Consider the following 18,486-nt stretch of genomic DNA (forward strand, 5'->3'; position numbering starts at 1 on the left):
GGGAGCCGTGTCAATGTTTTGTCCAGACATTCGGACGACAGCTTGACATGGCTTCGGAGGGATCGGAAGCTGACGCCCATGACGCCGTTGTCACCTCAAGGCCCACTCTCCCGCATCCGCATCGGATCGGCCCCCGACTCCTGGGGTGTCTGGTTCCCGGACGACCCCCGGCAGGTGCCTTGGCGGCGTTTTCTCGACGAGGTCGCCCGGTCCGGGTACGAGTGGATCGAACTGGGCCCGTACGGCTACCTGCCCACCGATCCCGCGGTGCTCGCCGAGGAGACCGGGCGGCGCGGCCTCAAGGTCTCCGCGGGCACGGTCTTCACCGGGCTGCACCGCGGGCCTCAGGTGTGGGACTCCACCTGGGCGCACGTCTCGGAGATCGCGGTGCTGACCCAGGCCATGGGCGCCTCGCGCCTCGTGGTCATCCCGGCGTTCTGGCGGGACGACAAGACGGGCGAGGTGCTGGAGCCGAGCACGCTGACCGCCGAGCAGTGGCGGCACCTGACCACGCAGACGGAGCGGCTGGGACGCGAGGTGCGCGAGAGGTACGGACTGGAGATCGTCGTCCATCCGCATGCCGACACACACATCGACAGCGAGGAGAACGTCACCCGGTTCCTCGACGCCACGGACTCCTCGGCCGTGTCGCTGTGCCTGGACACCGGGCACTACGCGTACTGCGGCGGCGACAGCGTCAAGCTGATCGAGACCTATGGGGAGCGCGTCGGGTACCTCCACCTCAAGCAGGTCGACCCGGAGATCCTGGCCCAGGTCCGGGCGGACGAGATCCCGTTCGGACCCGCGGTGGCGCTGGGCGTGATGTGCGAACCGCCCTCCGGCGTCCCCGCGTTGGAACCGGTGCTCGCGGCCGCGCAAAAACTCGACGTCGACCTGTTCGCGATCGTGGAGCAGGACATGTATCCGTGCGACGCGGACAAGCCGCTGCCGATCGCACAGCGGACCCGGGCGTTCCTGAGGTCCTGCGGGGCGTAGGCGCCACGAAGACCCGCGGACGAGGACCGACGGGCACCTGCCGCCAGGCGGGGTTCCGGCCTCCTCCGATGGTGTGCACCATGGTGGGTCCCGGTGTCTGCTGGGGGAGGGCCGATGGAGCGTGCGATGGCGTCGCGGGGCGGACACGGGCCCGGCGGTGACTGGGACACCGTGGTGGCGCCGCCCCATCCGCGGCTGCGCCCGGGCGTGATCGCCTACCGCGGGCTCCGGCTGGCGCTGAACGGTCCGCGCAGCCGTCTGGAGGCCCCGATCGGTGCGGCGACGCTTCTGCTGGGCTTCGAGGGCCCCGTACGCATCTCCCGCGCCGGGGCGCCCACGACGAGCCTGGTGTCGGTCTACTCCGGGCCGACCACCACCCCGGCCGTCGGCGACCACGGGGGGCGGATCGCCGGCATCGAGGTTCTGCTCGCGCCGTGGGCCGCGTTCACGCTGATCGGCACGCCGCAGCATGAGTTGACCAACCGGGCGGTGGACCCGGACGCGTTGCCCCATGCGCTCGCCCGCGGCCGGCCGCCGGGTACGTCGCGACGGGCGAGCGTGGGTGAACTCGCCGCCGCGCTGGCCACGTTGCCCGGCTGGACGGAACGCTTCGACCTGCTCGACGACGTGCTCACCCGCTGGTTCCGGACGGGGCCGCCGAGTTCGGCCAGGGTGGTGCGCGCCTGGTCGGTGCTGCGGCGCAGCGGGGGCGCCGTCCCCGTACCGCGGCTCGCGGACGAGGTCGGCTGGAGCGTACGGCAGTTGGAGAACCGGTTCCGCGAGCAGATCGGGCTCGCCCCCAAAGTCGCCGCACGTGTGCTGCGGATGCAACGCGCGAGACGTCTGCTCGCGTCCGGCAGGTCGGCCGCCGAGACCGTGGCGATCTGCGGGTTCTACGACCAGGCGCATCTCAGCGGGGAGTTCCGGGCGCTGACCGGCTGCACGCCGCGGGAGTTCGCGGTGGCGCGCGGGGCGATCGTGGTGGTTCCGGCCGGGTTGCCCGGGCCGGACCGGATCACCGGTGAGGCGACCAGTCTTGTGCTCCCGCCGAACCGGAGTGCGCTTTTTTCCAAGACCGGAAGGATCATCTGACGGCAGGCTGGGCGCGCCGGCCGTCGCTTCGGGGGACGCGCGGACCGCCGGGCCGGGCCCGGCGCAGCGGGTCCGGCCCTCTTGCCTGGGCGGCCCCGCTCCAGGTGGGCCGACCTGTTCTCGATGGGCGCGGTCCCGGTCGTCGGCCGCGGGCCGGGGCCGTGGAGCGTGGGCCACATGCGTCGGAGACGTAAACCACGGTGATGTGGGACATCACCCCATCGGAGGCGCAACTACGGCGTCCACCTCGCAGTTGACTCAACGTCGGGCATTCCGCCCCGGCTGTTGTGACGATCCCCAAGGAGTACCTCTCCATGTCGCGTATCGCGAAGGGCCTGGCCCTGACTTCCGTTGCTGCTGCGGCCGTGGCCGGCACCGCCGGCATTGCCGCGGCCGACAGCGGCGCAAGCGGCGCCGCCGACAGCTCCCCGGGCGTCCTGTCGGGCAACGTTCTGCAGGTCCCCGTGCACATTCCGGTCAACGTGTGCGGGAACACGGTCGACGTGGTCGGCCTGCTGAACCCTGCGTTCGGCAACAGCTGCGTCAACGGCTGACGCCTCAGCGGACCCTTCTACCGGCCGTCCCCCCTCCGGGGGACGGCCGGTTGGCGTTGTGCGCCCGTCCGGGTGTTACTCGAACGGGCGGATCGGGTTTCAACTCATGCAAGAGCCTCTGACCAGGCAAGAAGCGGGTTCCGGGGGGTTGCGGACAGCACGGAATGCATCCGATCGGTTGCAGGCCGCGATGTCACCTTTCACGGTGAGTTCAAGGCTCAAGGCTCACAACGAAAGGGAACACCCATGCGTGCTCTGCCCGCCTGCCGCCTCGCCTCCTCCGCCCTCTGCGCCACACTCCTCCTCGGAATAACCGGGCCGGCCGCCGTGGCCGCCGGCCACGACTCAGCTCGGGGCCGGCCGCAGGTGGCGACGGCACCCCTGCCCGGCGCCGACGCGCTGCTGGCGCGGGCCCAGGAGCTGTCCAGCATCAACAGCGCCGTGGTACCGGTCACCGAACTGGTCACCGCCGTGCTCAAGGCGGACAACGGTCAGCTCTCCGCGAGCGATGCGGCCAGGCTCGGCAAGGCCGCCAAGGACGCCATCGCCAAGATGGGCAGTCCGGCGTCGCCCGCGCCGATGACCTCGCCCACCCGGACGGCGTCGCCCGCGCCGATGACCTCGCCCACCCGGTCGGGGGTGCTCGGCGACGCACTCGCCGACCTGCAGACGACGGTCGACAGGCTGATGGCGGCCGCCACCTCGGGCGACTCCACCAGGGTGCTGCCGGCTGCCGCGCGAGTGCTGGGCGCACTCGTCAAGGTCGTCGTCTCCGACATGATCGAGGGCGGCCTGCCGGCGATGTCCAGCCTGCCGCCCATGCCCAGTCTTCCCCCGATGCCCAGCCTGCGGCCCATGCCGAGCCCCAGCCTCACCGCGCCGTCCACGGCCACGGCCTCGCCGTCCCGTCCCATGATGTGAGTCGGGGTACCCCACGCGCCGGACAGCCGCCGGTCCGCTCGTGAAGAACCCCGACGGCTGTCCGCCGCACCCGCACGCTCGCAGCATCCGCACGTCCCTCGGACGCGTACGGCGTCGTACCGTCCGGGGGACGTGCGCCTTTCTTCCGCAGGGGCCGCAGAAATCTTCCGCGAGCGGGGTTTCCGCGGGTCAGGGGGCTCGTTAGCCAGGAAGTACCCCTTCCCCCGGTGACATGGGTCGCCGAAGAAAGGAACACCATGAAGTCCCTCAAGGTCGCCGCCGTCCTCGCCGGTTCCCTGGCCGCCACCGGTGTCGCCGCCCCCGCGTTCGCCGCTCCCACATTCGCCGGGGACACCTCCGACATCACGCCCACCAGCCTGAACGGTGCCCTGAAGACCATCACCTGCCAGAAGTCACTGGACGTGCGCCCCCTCGCGCACCAGTCGGACGGGCTCGACACCGAGAACAAGGACTCCGTGCTCAGCACCGTGAACAGCACGACGAAGACGCTCAACCAGCAGGGCACTCCCGCCCGACTGCTGGGCGGGCTTCCTCTCGCGGGCCGGTGACCTCGGCCGCTGCCCGCGGCCGTGCCGTCACCGCGGATCCCTCGTTCGTGTGGTCGCGGTCGCCTGAATCCCCCGGTCGGGCGAGGAAGCGTCCAGCGGCGCCGTGGCCCGTCGATACGGTTCCGCGGTGACCACAACTCCCAGCGACACGCGCCCTTTCCGTGCCGTCGACCTCGGCACGCTCGTCGTTCTGGCCTGGAGCGGGCAAGCCCCCGACGGGGACATGCCCTACCTCCTGGCCTACTCCCTCGGCGACGGCGCGAACGGCCCCGAAGGCTCCGCGGCCGCCGTGGCGGCCTTGTTGCGCAACAACGGGCTGAACCTGGGCGGGGATGTCGTGGACGGCGCACAGCGCCCCGGCCTGCCCATGACGCTGCTGGCAGAGGCGGGTCAGGCCGTCCTCACCATGCCGTACCTCAACGCCCAGTGCTCGGTGCCTCCGGAGTGGTTCGCCGCAGTCCGTACCCGCGGCTTCGCCTACTTCATGTTCGCCACCCGCCCCTGGCCCGAGGCGGCACCCGGCAGGCCCGTCGCACCGGAGCGACTGGCCGCGTTCGCGGGCGCGGTGGAAACGCTGAGCACCGCAGCGCACGTGTTGCTGCCGACGCGCAACCTGCGCGGCTGAGCCAGGGCGCGGTCGGCGCCCCGGCGCTTGCCGTCGCACGGCGCGCGGGACCGGCAGCCGACCGCGTACGGCACGGTGTGGGCCGACCACGACGGACGCGCCGCGGGGCCGGTGGACCGGGATACCGGGCCGGCTGGATCAGCCCAGGCGGCGTAGCGGCTCTCCGGCGAGGTACGCCTGGATGTCTTCGACGGCCTGGCCGTAGTACGTCGCATAGTTGGCGCGCGACACATAACCCAGGTGCGGAGTGGCAAGCAGGCGCGGCGCGGTGCGCATCGGGTGGTCGGCCGGAAGCGGTTCCACGTCGAAGACATCGATGCCGGCGCCCGCGATCCGGCCCTCGTGCAGCGCCGCCAGCAGCGCGTCCTGGTCGACGATGGCGGCGCGGGAGGTGTTGATCAGATAGGCGGTCGGCTTCAGCAGCGCGAGTTCGCGAGCGCCGATCAGCCCGCGGGTGCGGTCGCCGAGCGCGAGGTGCACCGAGACGAAGTCGCTGCTCGCGAGCAAGACGTCCATCGAGGAGGCGAGTTCGGCGCCGACCTCGTCCGCGCGCTCCTTGGTGAGGTTCCGACTCCAGGCGACGACGTCCATGCCGAAGGCGAGCCCGACCTGCGCCACCCGGCTGCCGATCTTCCCGAGGCCGAGCACTCCCAGCCGCCGCCCGTGCAGATCGGCTCCCACGGTGCTCTGCCAACGCCCGCCGCCGCGCACGGCGTTGGTCTCCTCCACGATGCCGCGTGCGAGCCCGAGCAGCAGGGCCCAGGTCAGTTCGACGGGCGGTGTGGAGGAACTCGCCGTGCCGCACACGGTCACTCCGTGCGTCTCGGCGGCGGCGTAGTCGATGACACTGTTCCGCATCCCTGAGGCGACAAGGAGCTTCAGACGGGGCAGCCGGGCGAGCAGCGAGCCGGGGAACGCGACGCGCTCGCGCAGCGTGACGACGATGTCGAACTCGGCGAGTGCCTCGACCAAGGTGTCCTCGTCGGCGAAGTGCTCGGCGAAGGACACGACGTCGACCCGGTCCTCCAGCGGCGACCAGTCCGCGACGGAGGTCACGATCTGCTGGAAGTCGTCGAGCACGGCACAGCGAAGTCGCATGTGAGCCCCCTTCTGATCAACGGGGAGACTTTACCCGAGCGTCTGCGGGGCGTGGTCGGCCCGAGAGGTCGGCGAGCGCGTCAGCCTGGTGGGCCCCGGCACCGCCGAAGTGATCACTGCTCGGCGCCGTCAGTGAACAGCGCCAGCGTGTCGGTCAACTCGAGTACGCGATCCACCACGGGACTGGTCGCCCGAAGGACCACTGTCTTGCCGTCCAGCAATGCCACGCTGCGCACGGCGAGCAGGACATTGAGGCCGGAGCAGTCCCAGAAGGAGACCCCCTTGAGGTCGAGGTCGATTCCCCGGACGGACCGGCCGAGAGCGTCGAGCAGGGCGCGCCTGAGCGCTTCTTCGTCCTCCCAGTCGATGGCGCCGCGCAGCACCACGACCACCCTGTCGCCCTCGGGACGGGTGGTGAGGGTCATGACGTACGGCAGCTTCGGCGATGGGGCGGCTTGGCCCTCACCTTGTGGCGATGTCTGCATTCCCGAGGCGTGCTCCGGTATCACGGTCTCTCCCCAGGACACCCGGTCATCCTCCGTCGCGGGGTCTTCCCACGATCGAACACGTCATTGCTTGCACGAAATATATGTCACGTATTCGACTGCAGCCAAGGGTGAACCGTAAGATTCACCCATGGTTGGAGTGCCTGAACCTCACAGCGGATGGACGTTCGTCACCAACCACGCACGCGTGCTGGCGGCCATCGCTGATGACCCGAACGTCCGCATCCGAGACATCGCTGCTCACTGCAGGCTCACCGAACGCGCCGTTCAGAGGATCATTTCCGATCTTGAGCAGGACGGTTATCTGTCGCACATGCGCGAGGGACGCACGAACACCTACCGCATCGAGCCGGGCAAGGTGCTGCGGCATCCGGCCGAGGCCGGTCTGACCGTGGCGTCCCTGCTCTCCCTGCTGGTCCACGACGAAGCCGACCGTGGTACGACGTCGAGCATGCAGATGGGTGCACAGCAGTAACGCCGGGTGGTGGCGTCGGGGCGGCCCCGGCCGCCGTGGTCCGCGGGCCCCCCGCGCGGACACCGCATCGACGGGCTCCGCTGTGACGGCCCGAGGGGGCCGGGTCGCCACTGGATCACGCCCTTGGCGGGATCGCCGAGGGGGATTCGCTCGACCGGCCGGATCTCGGCAGGTGCGGCCAGAAAGGGCTTGAGCCCGTCCCTGGCCTTGATCTCAAGCACCGGGAAGCTCCGGTCTGCGGACCAGGAAGCTGGCGATCGTTCTCTCCCTCCCTTCGTCGAGCCGCTGCACCAGGTGTGCGGTGACGACGAGCCCGGCCTGGTCCAGCAGTTCGGCGATCCGGTCCACCGGTAGCAGATAGGACCGGTACGAGACAGGGTGGCCGCCATAGGCGTGGGTGGGACGCACCTGCTCGCCGTCCCCCACATGACCGACCAGCAGCAGATGCCCACCGGGCGCCAGGGCGCGATGGAACTCCGCGAACACGACCGGCAGCAACTCCGGCGGCGTGTGGTGAGTCGAGTAGTAGGCCAGGATCCCGCCGAGCACTCCGTCGTCGAGCTCCAGCGCCGTCATCGAACCGACAGAGAACCGCAGGCCCGGATGGGCCTCTCGCGCCAGTTCGATCATCTTCGGCGACACGTCGATCCCGAATGCCGAAACTCCCAGGCCGGCCAGGTGTGCCGTCACCTTGCCGGGGCCGCACCCCAGGTCCGCGACCGGGCCGCGGTCATCGGCCCGTACGAGTTCGGCGAACGCGGCCAGCATCGAGCGGGACAAGGGGTCCAGCTCGGCGGGGGTCTTCACGCGAGCGGTGTATGCGGCGGCCACGGTGTCGTACGACTCCCGGACCGCAGCGAGGTAGGAGGACTCGGTCACGCGGTGAATCTAGACGGGGGCACCGACAGTGGCCCCGGCGGCGATCCAAGTGGGGAACGTCAGTGCCGAGTCCCGTGAATCCCGCAGGGACCCGCGGGTGGGGCAGCTCCGACAACACGTGGGCCATGCGCGTAGAGGTGGCACGCGCAGAACATCCGTCAGTTGTCGAACTGCAACCTTTCGCTTGCAACTTCCCTGCCGCCACGGCGCGTTCCGCCCAGGCGCGCGGGAGCGGTGCCCGCGATCTGTCCGTTCCGCTCGCGAAAGGCACCCTCATGAAGTCCGGCCTGAGAACCCACCGCCCCTCGCGCATCAGCCTGTTGACAGCCACCGCGCTCACCAGCGCGTTGCCAGACGGGAGCGAAGCCGCCGCCGGATCGACAGCTGGCCTTGGACGGGCGTCAACGCACACCCACGTCTTGAGGCGGCACGCTGCCGGGATGCCGAAACGAGAGAACAGCGAGAACGGTCCTGTCACCAGCTTCGGCGTGGGCGGCATGCTGTTCGACAATGCGCAGCGGGGCGTCCTGTGGACGGCCTGGAGAAGCGTGCTCGTCGCGCTGATCGGGCTGGCCGGGTGCGTCCTTGGCATCGCGTACGCGTCCTGGGGGCTGGCGGTGGTGTCCGGCCTGGTGTTCCTCGTAGCCGCGGTGTGGATGCGCAGTGCGGTGAGAAGCCACCGAGACGCGATGCGCCTGGAGAGGCGGGCCGGCCGCACGTCCGGCGAATGACACCGAGGAGCGCACGGCGTACGCCCGGGTCGCGAGCAATGATCCTGCTCAGCGCGAGTGAGTACGCCGGCGGGTACGCACCGGACGGCTGGGTACGCTCACGATCGTGAACCCGATTCCACACGGAGCCAGGCGGACCCTCGTCTGGCGGAGTCTGGCATTCATGGCTGCCTGGTACGGCCTGCTCATCGGCGGACTGACCCTGTGGTGGACGCAGCTCCCCACGTCGGTTTCCGCGGGCCGATGCGAGGGGATCGGCTTCGGCTGCGAACTCAACCCTCACGACACCTGGCTCTTCGCCGCACTCGTCCTCGGCGTTCCGGGGCTGGCCGTGGCACTCCTCGCTTCGGTCTACATGCTGTGGCGCGCGGTCGCCCGGTGGGAGCTCGAATGGCCCTGGGCCATCGGAACAATCGCTGCGCTCACCGGCTGGTTCGCCGCGTTCGTCTTCGTCTCCTGCCTGATCTCCCTCGAGTGATCGGCATGCCGTCGGTCAACCGGGCAGCACGCATTGGTCAGATGAAGGGGCAGACCTCAGGCGGCTCCGTCGACACCCTCACAGCCGGATGCGGATGTCAGGCAGGCCGAGGCACGATGTTCACTGCGCGGTAGCCGTACCCGTCCTGTTCGAAGCCGGGGGCTTCCCAGGTGAGGTCCACCTGCTGTCTGGGCGACAGTGTGCGGAAGCCGGTCATCTGGAGGGCGGAGAAGTGGCCGAAGCAGCCGCCGGGCGTCTCGGGTGAGTCGAGCACGCCCCATCCTTCCTCGTCGCTCCACTCGCGGACAGTCGCAGTCACCATGGGTGGAACCCTACGGGCTCTGTCTGCGGCGGCACGTACCGCTCGGATGTCCGCCCGGCCGGATCAGGCGCAGTGGCGGCACGAGGAGGCCTACGTAGGGTTGATCGCGTAGATGAACAGGCCTCCTGTTCAAGGGGGTCTGCTGTGTGGTGCTTTCTGAAGGAGACACGCCATGACCGCTTCTCCTGGGGGTTCCCGACGCTCGGAGACCGACGTCACCGGATTCACGGCCTCGCCACGGCTCGCCCGAGCGTTGCAGCAGATCGTGGTGGATCTCGTCGAACTGCATCTCCAGGGGAAACAGGCCCACTGGAACCTGGTCGGCCACAACTTCCGGGATCTGCATCTTCAACTGGACGAGATCGTCGACGACGCCCGGGAGTCGGCCGACACCATCGCCGAACGCATGCGCGCTCTAGGAACCTGGCCGGACGGCCGCTCCGACACCGTGGCCACGACCACCACGCTCCCCCCGTTCCCGGAGGGCGAGCTGAGCGTGAGCGCGGTCGTCGATCTTGTCACCACGCGTCTGCGCGCCACCGTCGACACGTTGCGCACCCACCATGACCAGGTCGACAGCGAGGATCCCTCCACGGTCGACCTGCTGCACGCGATCATTGACTCCCTGGAGAAGTACGCCTGGATGGTCAGTGCGGAGAACCGAATCGTCTGACCGTTCCCTGCGCTGCCTCTGGAAGGGGAGCCGGGGGAGTCGCAGAACACCTGCTTGTCGGCGCACGATCCGATGACAGCCGGACAACTGCCGTCACACGCCTCGGTTCCCCTGCTGTATCGGCGGTCCTGGCCGCTCGTCGCGCTCGAACGTCGTCGTACGTGTGGTGGTCAGACACCCCATGTCGTTTGGTGTCAAGCGGCATGGGGGTGGGCGTGGTGCGACCAGGCGGTCGCTTCGTCGTAGAGGGTTCGGGTCTTGAGGCATCCGTGGAGGATGCCGACGAGGCGGTTGCCGACCTGCCGCAGAGCCGGGTTGTAACCGGCCTCGCGGGCACGTTGCTTGTCGTAGTAGTGGCGGGCTCCGGGCGAGGCGCGCAGGGCGGAGAATGCCTGGGTCTGCAGCGCGTCGGCGAGCCGGTTGTTGCGGACGTAGCGGGCCTGGACGGTGTGACTCTTGCCAGAGGCCCGGGTGATCGGGCTGGTGCCGGCGTAGTTCTTGCGGGCCTTTGCGCTGGTGTAGCGGGTGGGATCGTCTCCGAACTCGGCGAGCACCCGGGCGCCGGTGATCTCTGCGATGCCGGGCATCGAGAGGTAGATCTCAGCGTCCGGGTGCGCGAGAAAATGGGCCTTCACCCGTCCCTCCAGCTCGACTATCTGCTCGTTCAGCGCGATGATCAGCCGGGCGTGGGCAGTGGCGGTCGCCGCGTAGGCGGCCGTGACCGGCTCGGGCAGGCCGAGCTGCCGCTCGCGCAGCGCGGTCTGGATCGTGGCTGCTTTCGCGTCCCGGTGATGGCGCCGGGCGCGCGCCAGCACGGCGGTGATCTGAGTGCGGGTCAGCTTCGCCCCGGCTGCCGGGGTAGGGGCCTTGATCAGCAGTTCCAGCGCGTCCGTGCTGGTCAGTGTGAGGTCTGCGTAGGCGTTCAAGGCGGCGGGGAAGTACTCGCGCAGCGTGCTGCGCAGCCGCTGGAAGGTGCGGGTGCGTTCCCAGATCAGGGTCTGGTGGGCACGGGCGACGACCTTGACGGCCTGCGCCTGCTCGCTGTCCCCGGCCACCGGCCGTAGCTGGTCCCGGTCGATACGGACCATGTCCGCGAGCGCGTGCGCGTCGCCCTTGTCGCTCTTGGCTCCGGAGGAGGCGTACCGCTCCTTGAACCGGGCGACCTGCCTGGGGTTGATCGCATAGACCTGGTAGCCGGAGGCGATCAGGGCCTGCACCCACGAACCGCGGTCGGTCTCGATCCCGACCACGACCTCGACGGCCTCCAGGTCCTTACCGCCGTGCTTCGCGACGAGCTCGTGCAGCTTCGCGATCCCCTCCACGCCCTCGGGCAGCTTCGCGGCGGCCAGTTTCCGGCCGGCCTCGTCCTGGACCTCGACGTCGTGGTGGTCTTCGGCCCAGTCATCGCCGATCAGCAGCAACTCATCCTCCTGGTCAGGAACTTCGCTTCCTCTGCAGCCTGCGGAAGGCGCGGCACGCGGCCTAATGGATCCAGTGCTCACGCCCTGTGGGGCGGGCACGCCACCCCATCAACGGTCTGGCCTCCCGGCCGACCAGCAGGGGCACGGTCTGACCACAGAAGTCGGATGCTTCCGGCGGTTGAAGTGTTCACCTGCTGGCGGCTACGGCACCGAGTCTCACCGACCCGGCACGTCCCATTAGGCGGATGTGGTGAGTACGACGCGCCGGCCGGGCTCGGTGGGAGCGGTCCAGGCGTGTTCGACCTGGGCTTCCCCTGAGGGTTCAAGCCGGCCGGGCGTGCCGCTAGACAGACGGAGATCAGGCGCCGCTCGACGCGATGACACTTCCGTCGCCGGCTGGCACTGGACCGTGCGGCTACGGCCGATCTGCTTCCCGAGATTCGATCAACTGGCTTGCATTTGGCCGACGTTGATCAGCCTTGGGCAGCCTCATATCCCGAGTCCATAGAACCAGGCTTGTAAAAACCAACCCAGGGGTGCATGCTTGCCTCGGCCGGTCAGGATGTTTGCCGTCATCCTGATGAGTGTCTCGGTCAAGGGCAGCGGAAGCAGGTGCTTCCGCCAGTCACTCGTCCCACTGGAGATCGCTGTGAATCAGTCCCCCGTTCTGCTGCCGCTCGCCCCCGACACCTACCGGGCCGTGCTGCGGAAGCAGGTGGCGGCATTCGAGTCGCTGCTGCGCAGCGCCGACCCGGGCACACCCGTGCCCACCTGCGGCAGCTGGAGCCTGCACGACCTGGGCACCCATCTGGGCCAGGCGTACCGCTTCGCGGCGGCGGTGGTGCGGACCGGGGAGCTGTGCCGTGAACAGTTCGCCCCGGCGGAGGGGGAGCAGATCACCGACTGGTACGCCGAGGGGGCGGCCTTGTTGCTGGCCGCCCTGGAGGAGGCCGATCCGGCCGCTCCGTGCTGGGCGTTCGGCATCGAAGACGCGGTCGCGGCGTTCTGGTTCCGTCGCGTGGCCATGGATACGGCGGTCCACCTGGTCGACGCCCAGTTGGCCACGGGTGCCGAGGTGCACGTCGATCCGCTGATCGCAGCCGACGGCGTGGACGAGGTGTTCGCCGTGATGGTTCCCATGGTCTGGGGCGGCAGCGAGCTGAAGCCGCTGCCGGCGCCCGTGGCGCTGCGCACCACCGACACCGGTCACGGCTGGCTGATCCAGCCGGGCGACATCCCGCGGACCCGGCCCGTGGAATCCGGACCCGCGGCCGCCGCGGTGGAGGTCACTGCGGCCGAGCTGCTGCTGGCCCTGTGGAAGCGGCAGCCGGCGAGCCCGGAGTGGATCAGTGGTGACATCGCCGCGGCCGACGCCCTGCTCACGGCCACGTTGACGCTCTGACCGGCTTACCTGATCCACCGTCAACAGCGTTCGGCCCGCCAGCCGTCAGCCGGCCCAGTCGGGGCTGGAGCACCCGGCCGTGCCCACCGCTCTGATCACCGACGCCCTCTGTCACACAGTGGCCGATCCGTCTGTGGGAGCGCGTTCGAAGCCGCGGCGATGAGCGCTGCCGCTCCGATGAGCCGCCGGCGCTTCCACCTCTGACATTTCGCCTTTACATGCAAGCCAGACAACACAGGAGGTCTACCGTGTCTGAAGCGATCCCGCCGCAGTCGCGGCGAAAGTTCCTTTCCACCTCGGCCGCCGCGATGGCCGCAGCGACCGCCGGATCCCTCGGCGTGCTCCCCACCCAGTCGGCTGCAGCAGCAGAAGCAGGATCCCGCCACGGATGGTCGACGGACGGCGGTGTGGAAGGCCCGGGCTCCGTCTCGCAGGCGCCGCATCTGCCGCCGGGGTTCACCAAGACGTTCACCAGCCGGTTCGTCTACGCCAACGGACTGCGCCAGCACGTGGTCATCGGAGGCGACGGGCCGGCGCTGCTGCTGGTGCACGGCTGGCCCGAGACCTGGTACGCCTGGCGCCTGCTGATGCCCACGCTGGCCAAGGACTTCACCGTCATCGCCGTCGACCAGCGCGGCGTCGGCCTCACCGACAAGCCCCAGGACGGATACGACACCGCCACCATCGCAGGCGACCTGGCCGCGCTGATGGACGCGCTCGGCCACCAGCGGTTCGCCGTGGTCGGCCACGACACCGGCATGCCCATCGCCTACGCCCTGGCCGCGGACCACCCGGAGCGGGTCGACCGCCTGGTCGTCGCCGAGGCTCCCCTCCCGGGCATCAGCGTCTCACCGCCGCTGTTCGGCCCCGAGTGGCTCAACGACAGGGTGTGGCACATCGGGTTCAACCGGCTCGCCAAAATCAATGAGCAGCTCGTCAGGGGACGGGAAGACATCTTCTTCGGCTTCGAGTTCGACACCAACGCCGTGAAGAAACTGCCCGATTACGCCGTCAAGTTCTACGTCCAAACGCTTGCCTCCAGCCCCGACGCGTTGCGCGGCAGTTTCAGCTTCTACCGCGCGTTCGACACCACGCTCGCGCAGAACGTGGAACGCCAGAAGGCCGGCCTGCTGACCATGCCCGTCCTGGCGATCGGCGGAGCGGCAAGCATCGGTGAGGGGGCCGCGATCACGATGAGGGCTGTCACGGACGACGTGCAGAGCCTGGTCATTCCCGGCTGTGGTCACTGGGTCGCCGAAGAGGCACCCGAGGAGATGCTGGGGGCGCTGACCACGTTCCTTGCCCCGTACCGCGTCCGAGGGTGAGACGCGGCACCCCACGCCCGGCCTCCTCTCGGCTGCAAGGTCATAGCGGTTGGGAGGCGGGTCGTGTGGGTGCCAGGGGTCGGTGGTGGTCTGTTGCTGTGGTTGCCGTACTCCGCTGCTGTACGGCAGCCGCCGCTGCGCCCCGGCGAGGGATCCACGCCCAGCTGTCGGTCCGGTCGTCACAGAACCAAGGCCAGTTGACCGTGCCCGGGACGACGGGAGGGCTGATCCCCTGGGGAACCTCGCGTGCGGGCGACAGTCCGTGCCCGAGCCGTTCTTCGAGCCTGCCTGAACGGCCGCTGAGCTGAGTGGTGTTGAGACAGCGAGCGGCGCCGGCCCGCGTGATGACGCTGTTGGTACGGCCGTCAGCACCCGGGCTGTTGCAGCCCCGTCAGTGAGAGGCGACGCCGCCAGACGTCGGAGTGCCGGCCGCCAGCGCTCGTCGGTCAAGCGTTGTCGGGTGTCCGGGTAATGGCCAGCAGCGCCAAGTCATCAGTTCTCTGGCCACCGGTGTGCCGGGACACGTCGGCAAGCAGGGCGTCAAGGAGGGCTTCCGGGCCGGGATGCCGATGCCCCTTGAACCTGCCGACAGGGTCGTAGAAGGTGCCCGTCTCGTCCCGGGCTTCGGTGAGTCCGTCGGTGTAGAGCAGCAGACTGGCCCCTTCGGGGAACGTCACCGTGTCGACGCACTCGGGGTTGGTACCGAGGGCAGCCAGGCCGAGGGGCAGATTGGGCCGACCGGGCTCGACGTACTGCACTGTGTCTCCCAGGAACAGCAGAGGCGCCGGGTGTCCTCGGTTGACCAACCGGACTTCCTTTCCCCACCGGGGGAATTCCGCCAACACGCCTGTGATGAACCCTTCGAGCTCGGTCGTACTCCCCGACTGCCGTGCCTCGAGAGCGACGGCCCGCTCCAGCCGTTCCACGAGGCCGATCAGGCTGGGCTCCTGCTGGGCTGCCTCTCGGAAAGTCCCGATGCCGACCGCGACCGCCCTGACGGCTCCCATCCCCTTGCCGCGCACATCGCCGATCACGCAGCGCACGCCGAACGGCGTGTCGACCACCGAGTAGAGGTCCCCGCCGATCTGCGCATCCGTTTGAGCAGCCTCGTAGCGTGCGGCGAAGCGCAGCGGACCGATTCTCTCCGGCGGGTGCGGCAGGACGGCACGCTGAACAGCGGCTGCAATATCGCGTACGGACCGAAGCTGCATCTCCCGGTGGTACAAGAGGCGATTGAGGAAGGCCGCGATCACGGTGACTGTCGCGACCATGCTCAGCTCGCTGAAGGCGATCGCACTCTGGCGATAGCCGAAATTGACGAACATGGCCCAGTCGAGGAATAACGCACTCACCCCGGTGAGGATGGTGCCGCGCAGGGACAGCAGGGGGGCGGCCGCCAGGATCGCAACCGTGTAGAGGGCCGAAGCGCTGACGGTGGGTGGCGTGCCGAGGTCCATCGACACGGCGAAGAGAAGCAGGACGGTCGGCAGCAGGCGGCCGTGCTCTCCCGCCCACTTCCACACTCCCAGCCTTGCCACGTGCTGCTCCCGACGTCGAGGGGGCTCCTGGCCGGTCAGGCTAACTGTCCGCCCGCCTGCCCGCCCTCTCACCTCACCCGCCTCGCCCACGCCTCGTCCCGCCACGCGGTGGCCGTCACCCAATGGCTCCAAGGGCCCCTTCCCGGTCGTCGTGGAGCGCCCTCGAGCGGACCTCGGGCGGGCCGGCCCCCTTGTCGAGAGCGGTGAGTCCGGCCTGTAGCGGCGGTTCCCGGGCGGGGCCGTGCCTCTCGCCGTAAGTATTCGTCGGTGCGCGCTTGCCCCCGTCGTCCGTCGACGCCGTCCAGCGGTGTACTTGGACTGGTCGCATGCCTCCCCGACCGCTGTCGACTGTTCGGGTGGCAGCGTTGTCGTCGGTGGCGGCAGGCGCGCTGTCCGGACCCTCAGAATTTCTCCGGGCCGCGGTGCGACGCGGCGAGAGGGCTGTCGGTCATGGATTGTTCTGCCCAGATGGTCTTGCCGGTGGCGTGGTAGCGGGTTCCCCAGCGGTGGGAGCACTGGGCGACGAGGAAGAGCCCGCGTCCGCCTTCGTCGGTGGTGGCGGCCCGGCGGATGTGCGGTGAGGTGCTGCTGGCGTCGCTGACCTCGATGATCAGCATGCGGTCGCGGATGAGCCGGAGGCGGATCGGTGGGGTGCCGTGGCGGATGGCGTTGGTGACCAGTTCGCTGATGATGAGTTCGGTGCTGAAGGCCAGGCCGTCCAGACCCCACTCGTGGACCCGGCGCAGGGCGAGCGAACGGGCGTCGGCGACGGCGGTGGGATCAGGTGGCACGTCCCATGTGAAGACCTGTTCGGCGTCGAGCGTACGGGTGCGGGCGAGCAGCAGCGCCAAGTCGTCCTGGGGCGCCAGGTGAGGGGTCACCGCGTCGACAACTGCTCGACAGATCTCGTCCGGTGAACGGCGGGACTGCGTGATGATCGCGCCGAGCCGCTCCTCCAGCGTGCGGTCCGCATGACAAGCGTGGACGAGGCTTTGGGTGTACAGCACCAGGGCGCTTCCCTCGGCAAGCTCCACTTCGTGGGGTTCGAAGACGGGGTCACCTTGGCCCAGCGGCTGGTTGGACGGCAGTTCGGCGAAGCGGACCTGGTCGGCCGGATCGGCGACGACGGGTGCGGGGTGTCCGGCGCTCGCCATGACGCACCGGCGGGAGACCGGGTCGTAGACCGCGTACAGGCACGTGGCACCGACCAGCTTCTCCACGATGGGTGGGGATCCCGCGGTGTGTTCGCGTTCGACCAGGCGCGGAACCATGTCGTCGAGCCGGGCCAGCACCTCGTCGGGGGCGAGGTCCAGTTGTGCGAGGGTACGTACGGCGGAGCAGATCTGCCCCATGCAGGCGGTGGCCTCGACGCCCGTGCCGGGTATGTCCCCGACGGTCAGGGCCACGCGGGCGCCGGACAGCGGTATCACATCGAACCAGCAGCCGCTCACTCCGGCGTGTGCGCGGGCGGGCCGATAGTGGTGCGCGACGTGGACCGCGCTCTGGTCCGGCACGCTGCGCGGGAGCATGCTCTGCTGGAGGGTGACGGCGGCGTCGCGCTCGCCGGTGTAGCGGCGGGCGTTGTCCACACAGACGGCGGCGCGAGCGACCAACTCCTGTACGAGAACGAGGTCGTCGGGTTCGAAGGAGTCCGGGCGGGCCGCTGTGCGGTACAGATGCGCCACTCCCAGGATCGTGTCCCTGGCGCGCAGGGGCACCACTATGAGGGAATGCGTCCCGTGCATCAGTAGTTTCCGGGTTCTGGGGTCGGGGGAGTTGCGGATCCAGTCGACCTCGGGGTCGATGGTCGACAGCAGCATGGGCTGCCCGTCGGCGAGGCTCTGGATGTGGGGCGAGCCGACGGGGAAGTCCTGGACCTGTCCGATCTGCCGGAGCCCTTCGGTGATTTCCGGACGGGAGGCCTTGCGCGCCGTGAGACGTAGCGTGACCAGTCCTGGGCCTGGGGGCGGGGACTCCTCGCCCGCCGCCACGCCGTCCAGGAGGTCGATCGACGCGAGGTCGGCGACGCGCGGGACGAGGACATCGGCAAGTTCCTGGGTCGTGCGCGTGACATCGAGTGTCGTTCCGATGCGGGCGGCGGCTTCGTCGAGCAGGGCCAGGCGCTCGCGGGTGCGGTGGCGGTCGGTGATGTCGACGACTGTGTCGGTGACGCCCAGGGTTTGGCCGTCCGGGCCGGTCAGCGCGAACGAGGACGTCTCCCAGACGTGGTCTCTGCCGGGATCGGCGGGTGTGCGGCCGCGGTACACAGAGCCGACGACGGGGAGGCCTGTCTCCAGAACCGTGGCGAGTCGGCTCTCCATCGCGGCCGTGTCCATGTCGGTCAGGACCTCACTGAGCCGGTGGCCGAGGAGCCGGGCGTTGGGAATCCCGTGGATGCGTTCGAGCGCGTGATTCGCCCGTACCACGCGCAGCTCGGTGTCGAACACGGCCACACCCATCGGCGACTGGATGAACAGTGCGTCCAGGATGGCCTGATCCTCTTCGAACCGCAGCAGCCACTCGCGCAGATCCGCACCACGGCTGTCCGCGGATGCCTCGCCCGGAATCCCCATCCCACTGGTCCCGTCGTTCGGCGTCAGCTGGTTCGGCAAGAAGACGCTGGAACACCTTCTGCAGCCGGAGCGCCCTGGGGGACTTGGCATGTTCGCCAGGAGAGCCATCGCCGGGAAGGCCGAAGCCCTTCCGGGCCCACTCGCTCCGGATCCGCGCTCCCGCAGTTCATGTAACCGGCGGCGCGGTCAGCGGCGTTCCCTTGCACTCAGGGTAATCAGGTCAGGTCCGCCCCCGCGCGGTGACCGCAGCTGCTGCCCTGCCTGCCCCGTCCTCGTGGCTGCTCGCCACCACGTGCACGATGCGGGTG

Annotated in this window: 19 protein-coding genes; 12 read left to right on the top strand and 7 right to left on the bottom strand. The window is 69.4% G+C overall.

Translation table 11 applies throughout. The features are described 5' to 3' along the window. The first annotated feature begins 78 nt into the window (after nt 1-78). From ACQEXA_RS35655 to ACQEXA_RS35680, 6 genes are all read left to right on the top strand, one after another. Nucleotides 79-996, top strand: a complete 918-nt coding sequence (locus tag ACQEXA_RS35655; RefSeq protein WP_433132069.1) for a sugar phosphate isomerase/epimerase family protein — start codon at nt 79-81, stop codon at nt 994-996. A gap of 126 nt (nt 997-1,122) precedes the next feature. Beyond that, entirely contained in the window at nt 1,123-2,088 is a 966-nt protein-coding gene (locus ACQEXA_RS35660; RefSeq protein WP_433132072.1) for a helix-turn-helix domain-containing protein, read from the top strand. Nucleotides 2,089-2,402: 314 nt separating this feature from the next. Further along, nucleotides 2,403-2,642: a chaplin ChpG gene (gene chpG, locus ACQEXA_RS35665; RefSeq protein WP_359399186.1), complete on the top strand. Its 240-nt coding sequence runs from the start codon at nt 2,403-2,405 to the stop codon at nt 2,640-2,642. A 246-nt stretch (nt 2,643-2,888) separates the two neighbouring features. After that, the gene (locus ACQEXA_RS35670; RefSeq protein WP_432927937.1) at nt 2,889-3,563 is read left to right on the top strand and encodes a hypothetical protein; all 675 of its coding nucleotides are present in this window, start codon (nt 2,889-2,891) and stop codon (nt 3,561-3,563) included. 257 nt (nt 3,564-3,820) lie between these two features. Then, nucleotides 3,821-4,132 (top strand): hypothetical protein, encoded by a 312-nt coding sequence (locus ACQEXA_RS35675; RefSeq protein WP_433132075.1) that lies wholly within the window; start codon nt 3,821-3,823, stop codon nt 4,130-4,132. Nucleotides 4,133-4,259: 127 nt separating this feature from the next. After that, nucleotides 4,260-4,757 carry a DUF5949 family protein gene (locus ACQEXA_RS35680; protein ID WP_432927934.1) on the top strand — a complete coding sequence of 166 codons (498 nt, stop codon included), beginning with the start codon at nt 4,260-4,262 and terminating at the stop codon, nt 4,755-4,757. 138 nt (nt 4,758-4,895) lie between these two features. Here the strand turns inward: ACQEXA_RS35680 and ACQEXA_RS35685 are convergent, their stop codons facing one another. Together ACQEXA_RS35685 and ACQEXA_RS35690 are read right to left on the bottom strand one after the other, a co-directional pair. Next, complete coding sequence (locus ACQEXA_RS35685) at nt 4,896-5,855, bottom strand: D-2-hydroxyacid dehydrogenase family protein (protein ID WP_432927933.1); 960 nt, start codon at nt 5,853-5,855, stop codon at nt 4,896-4,898. A 113-nt stretch (nt 5,856-5,968) separates the two neighbouring features. Beyond that, nucleotides 5,969-6,280 (bottom strand): STAS domain-containing protein, encoded by a 312-nt coding sequence (locus tag ACQEXA_RS35690; RefSeq protein WP_432927931.1) that lies wholly within the window; start codon nt 6,278-6,280, stop codon nt 5,969-5,971. 211 nt (nt 6,281-6,491) lie between these two features. On the opposite strand from ACQEXA_RS35690, the gene ACQEXA_RS35695 reads away from it, so the two are divergent. Next, nucleotides 6,492-6,836: a helix-turn-helix transcriptional regulator gene (locus ACQEXA_RS35695; protein ID WP_432927929.1), complete on the top strand. Its 345-nt coding sequence runs from the start codon at nt 6,492-6,494 to the stop codon at nt 6,834-6,836. Between the two features lie 213 nt (nt 6,837-7,049). Here ACQEXA_RS35695 and ACQEXA_RS35700 read toward each other — a convergent pair whose 3' ends face one another. Continuing rightward, nucleotides 7,050-7,715: a class I SAM-dependent methyltransferase gene (locus ACQEXA_RS35700; RefSeq protein WP_432927927.1), complete on the bottom strand. Its 666-nt coding sequence runs from the start codon at nt 7,713-7,715 to the stop codon at nt 7,050-7,052. Between the two features lie 440 nt (nt 7,716-8,155). Between ACQEXA_RS35700 and ACQEXA_RS35705 the strand changes: the two genes are divergently transcribed. Both ACQEXA_RS35705 and ACQEXA_RS35710 read left to right on the top strand, forming a co-directional pair. After that, nucleotides 8,156-8,446 carry a hypothetical protein gene (locus tag ACQEXA_RS35705; RefSeq protein WP_432927925.1) on the top strand — a complete coding sequence of 97 codons (291 nt, stop codon included), beginning with the start codon at nt 8,156-8,158 and terminating at the stop codon, nt 8,444-8,446. 106 nt (nt 8,447-8,552) lie between these two features. Further along, nucleotides 8,553-8,924 carry a hypothetical protein gene (locus ACQEXA_RS35710; RefSeq protein ID WP_432927923.1) on the top strand — a complete coding sequence of 124 codons (372 nt, stop codon included), beginning with the start codon at nt 8,553-8,555 and terminating at the stop codon, nt 8,922-8,924. 97 nt (nt 8,925-9,021) lie between these two features. Here the strand turns inward: ACQEXA_RS35710 and ACQEXA_RS35715 are convergent, their stop codons facing one another. Continuing rightward, nucleotides 9,022-9,246: a cold-shock protein gene (locus ACQEXA_RS35715; protein ID WP_432927921.1), complete on the bottom strand. Its 225-nt coding sequence runs from the start codon at nt 9,244-9,246 to the stop codon at nt 9,022-9,024. Between the two features lie 172 nt (nt 9,247-9,418). Here ACQEXA_RS35715 and ACQEXA_RS35720 point away from each other — a divergent pair, with 172 nt between their 5' ends. Beyond that, on the top strand, nt 9,419-9,919 hold the full coding sequence (locus ACQEXA_RS35720) for a Dps family protein (protein WP_432927919.1): 501 nt from the start codon (nt 9,419-9,421) through the stop codon (nt 9,917-9,919). Nucleotides 9,920-10,113: 194 nt separating this feature from the next. Here the strand turns inward: ACQEXA_RS35720 and ACQEXA_RS35725 are convergent, their stop codons facing one another. Beyond that, complete coding sequence (locus tag ACQEXA_RS35725) at nt 10,114-11,340, bottom strand: IS110 family transposase (protein ID WP_433129981.1); 1,227 nt, start codon at nt 11,338-11,340, stop codon at nt 10,114-10,116. 649 nt (nt 11,341-11,989) lie between these two features. Between ACQEXA_RS35725 and ACQEXA_RS35730 the strand changes: the two genes are divergently transcribed. Both ACQEXA_RS35730 and ACQEXA_RS35735 read left to right on the top strand, forming a co-directional pair. Next, the gene (locus ACQEXA_RS35730) at nt 11,990-12,742 is read left to right on the top strand and encodes a maleylpyruvate isomerase family mycothiol-dependent enzyme (RefSeq protein ID WP_432927917.1); all 753 of its coding nucleotides are present in this window, start codon (nt 11,990-11,992) and stop codon (nt 12,740-12,742) included. A 248-nt stretch (nt 12,743-12,990) separates the two neighbouring features. Further along, entirely contained in the window at nt 12,991-14,067 is a 1,077-nt protein-coding gene (locus tag ACQEXA_RS35735) for an alpha/beta fold hydrolase (protein WP_432927915.1), read from the top strand. A gap of 446 nt (nt 14,068-14,513) precedes the next feature. Here ACQEXA_RS35735 and ACQEXA_RS35740 read toward each other — a convergent pair whose 3' ends face one another. Both ACQEXA_RS35740 and ACQEXA_RS35745 read right to left on the bottom strand, forming a co-directional pair. After that, nucleotides 14,514-15,605, bottom strand: coding sequence for a PP2C family protein-serine/threonine phosphatase (locus ACQEXA_RS35740; protein ID WP_433132078.1), 1,092 nt, complete (start codon nt 15,603-15,605; stop codon nt 14,514-14,516). 401 nt (nt 15,606-16,006) lie between these two features. Beyond that, nucleotides 16,007-18,217 (bottom strand): SpoIIE family protein phosphatase, encoded by a 2,211-nt coding sequence (locus ACQEXA_RS35745; RefSeq protein WP_432927912.1) that lies wholly within the window; start codon nt 18,215-18,217, stop codon nt 16,007-16,009. Between the last annotated feature and the right edge of the window lie 269 nt (nt 18,218-18,486).

The sequence above is a fragment of the Streptomyces sp. CA-106110 genome, assembly GCF_050936285.1.
Classification (GTDB): Bacteria; Actinomycetota; Actinomycetes; order Streptomycetales; family Streptomycetaceae; genus Streptomyces.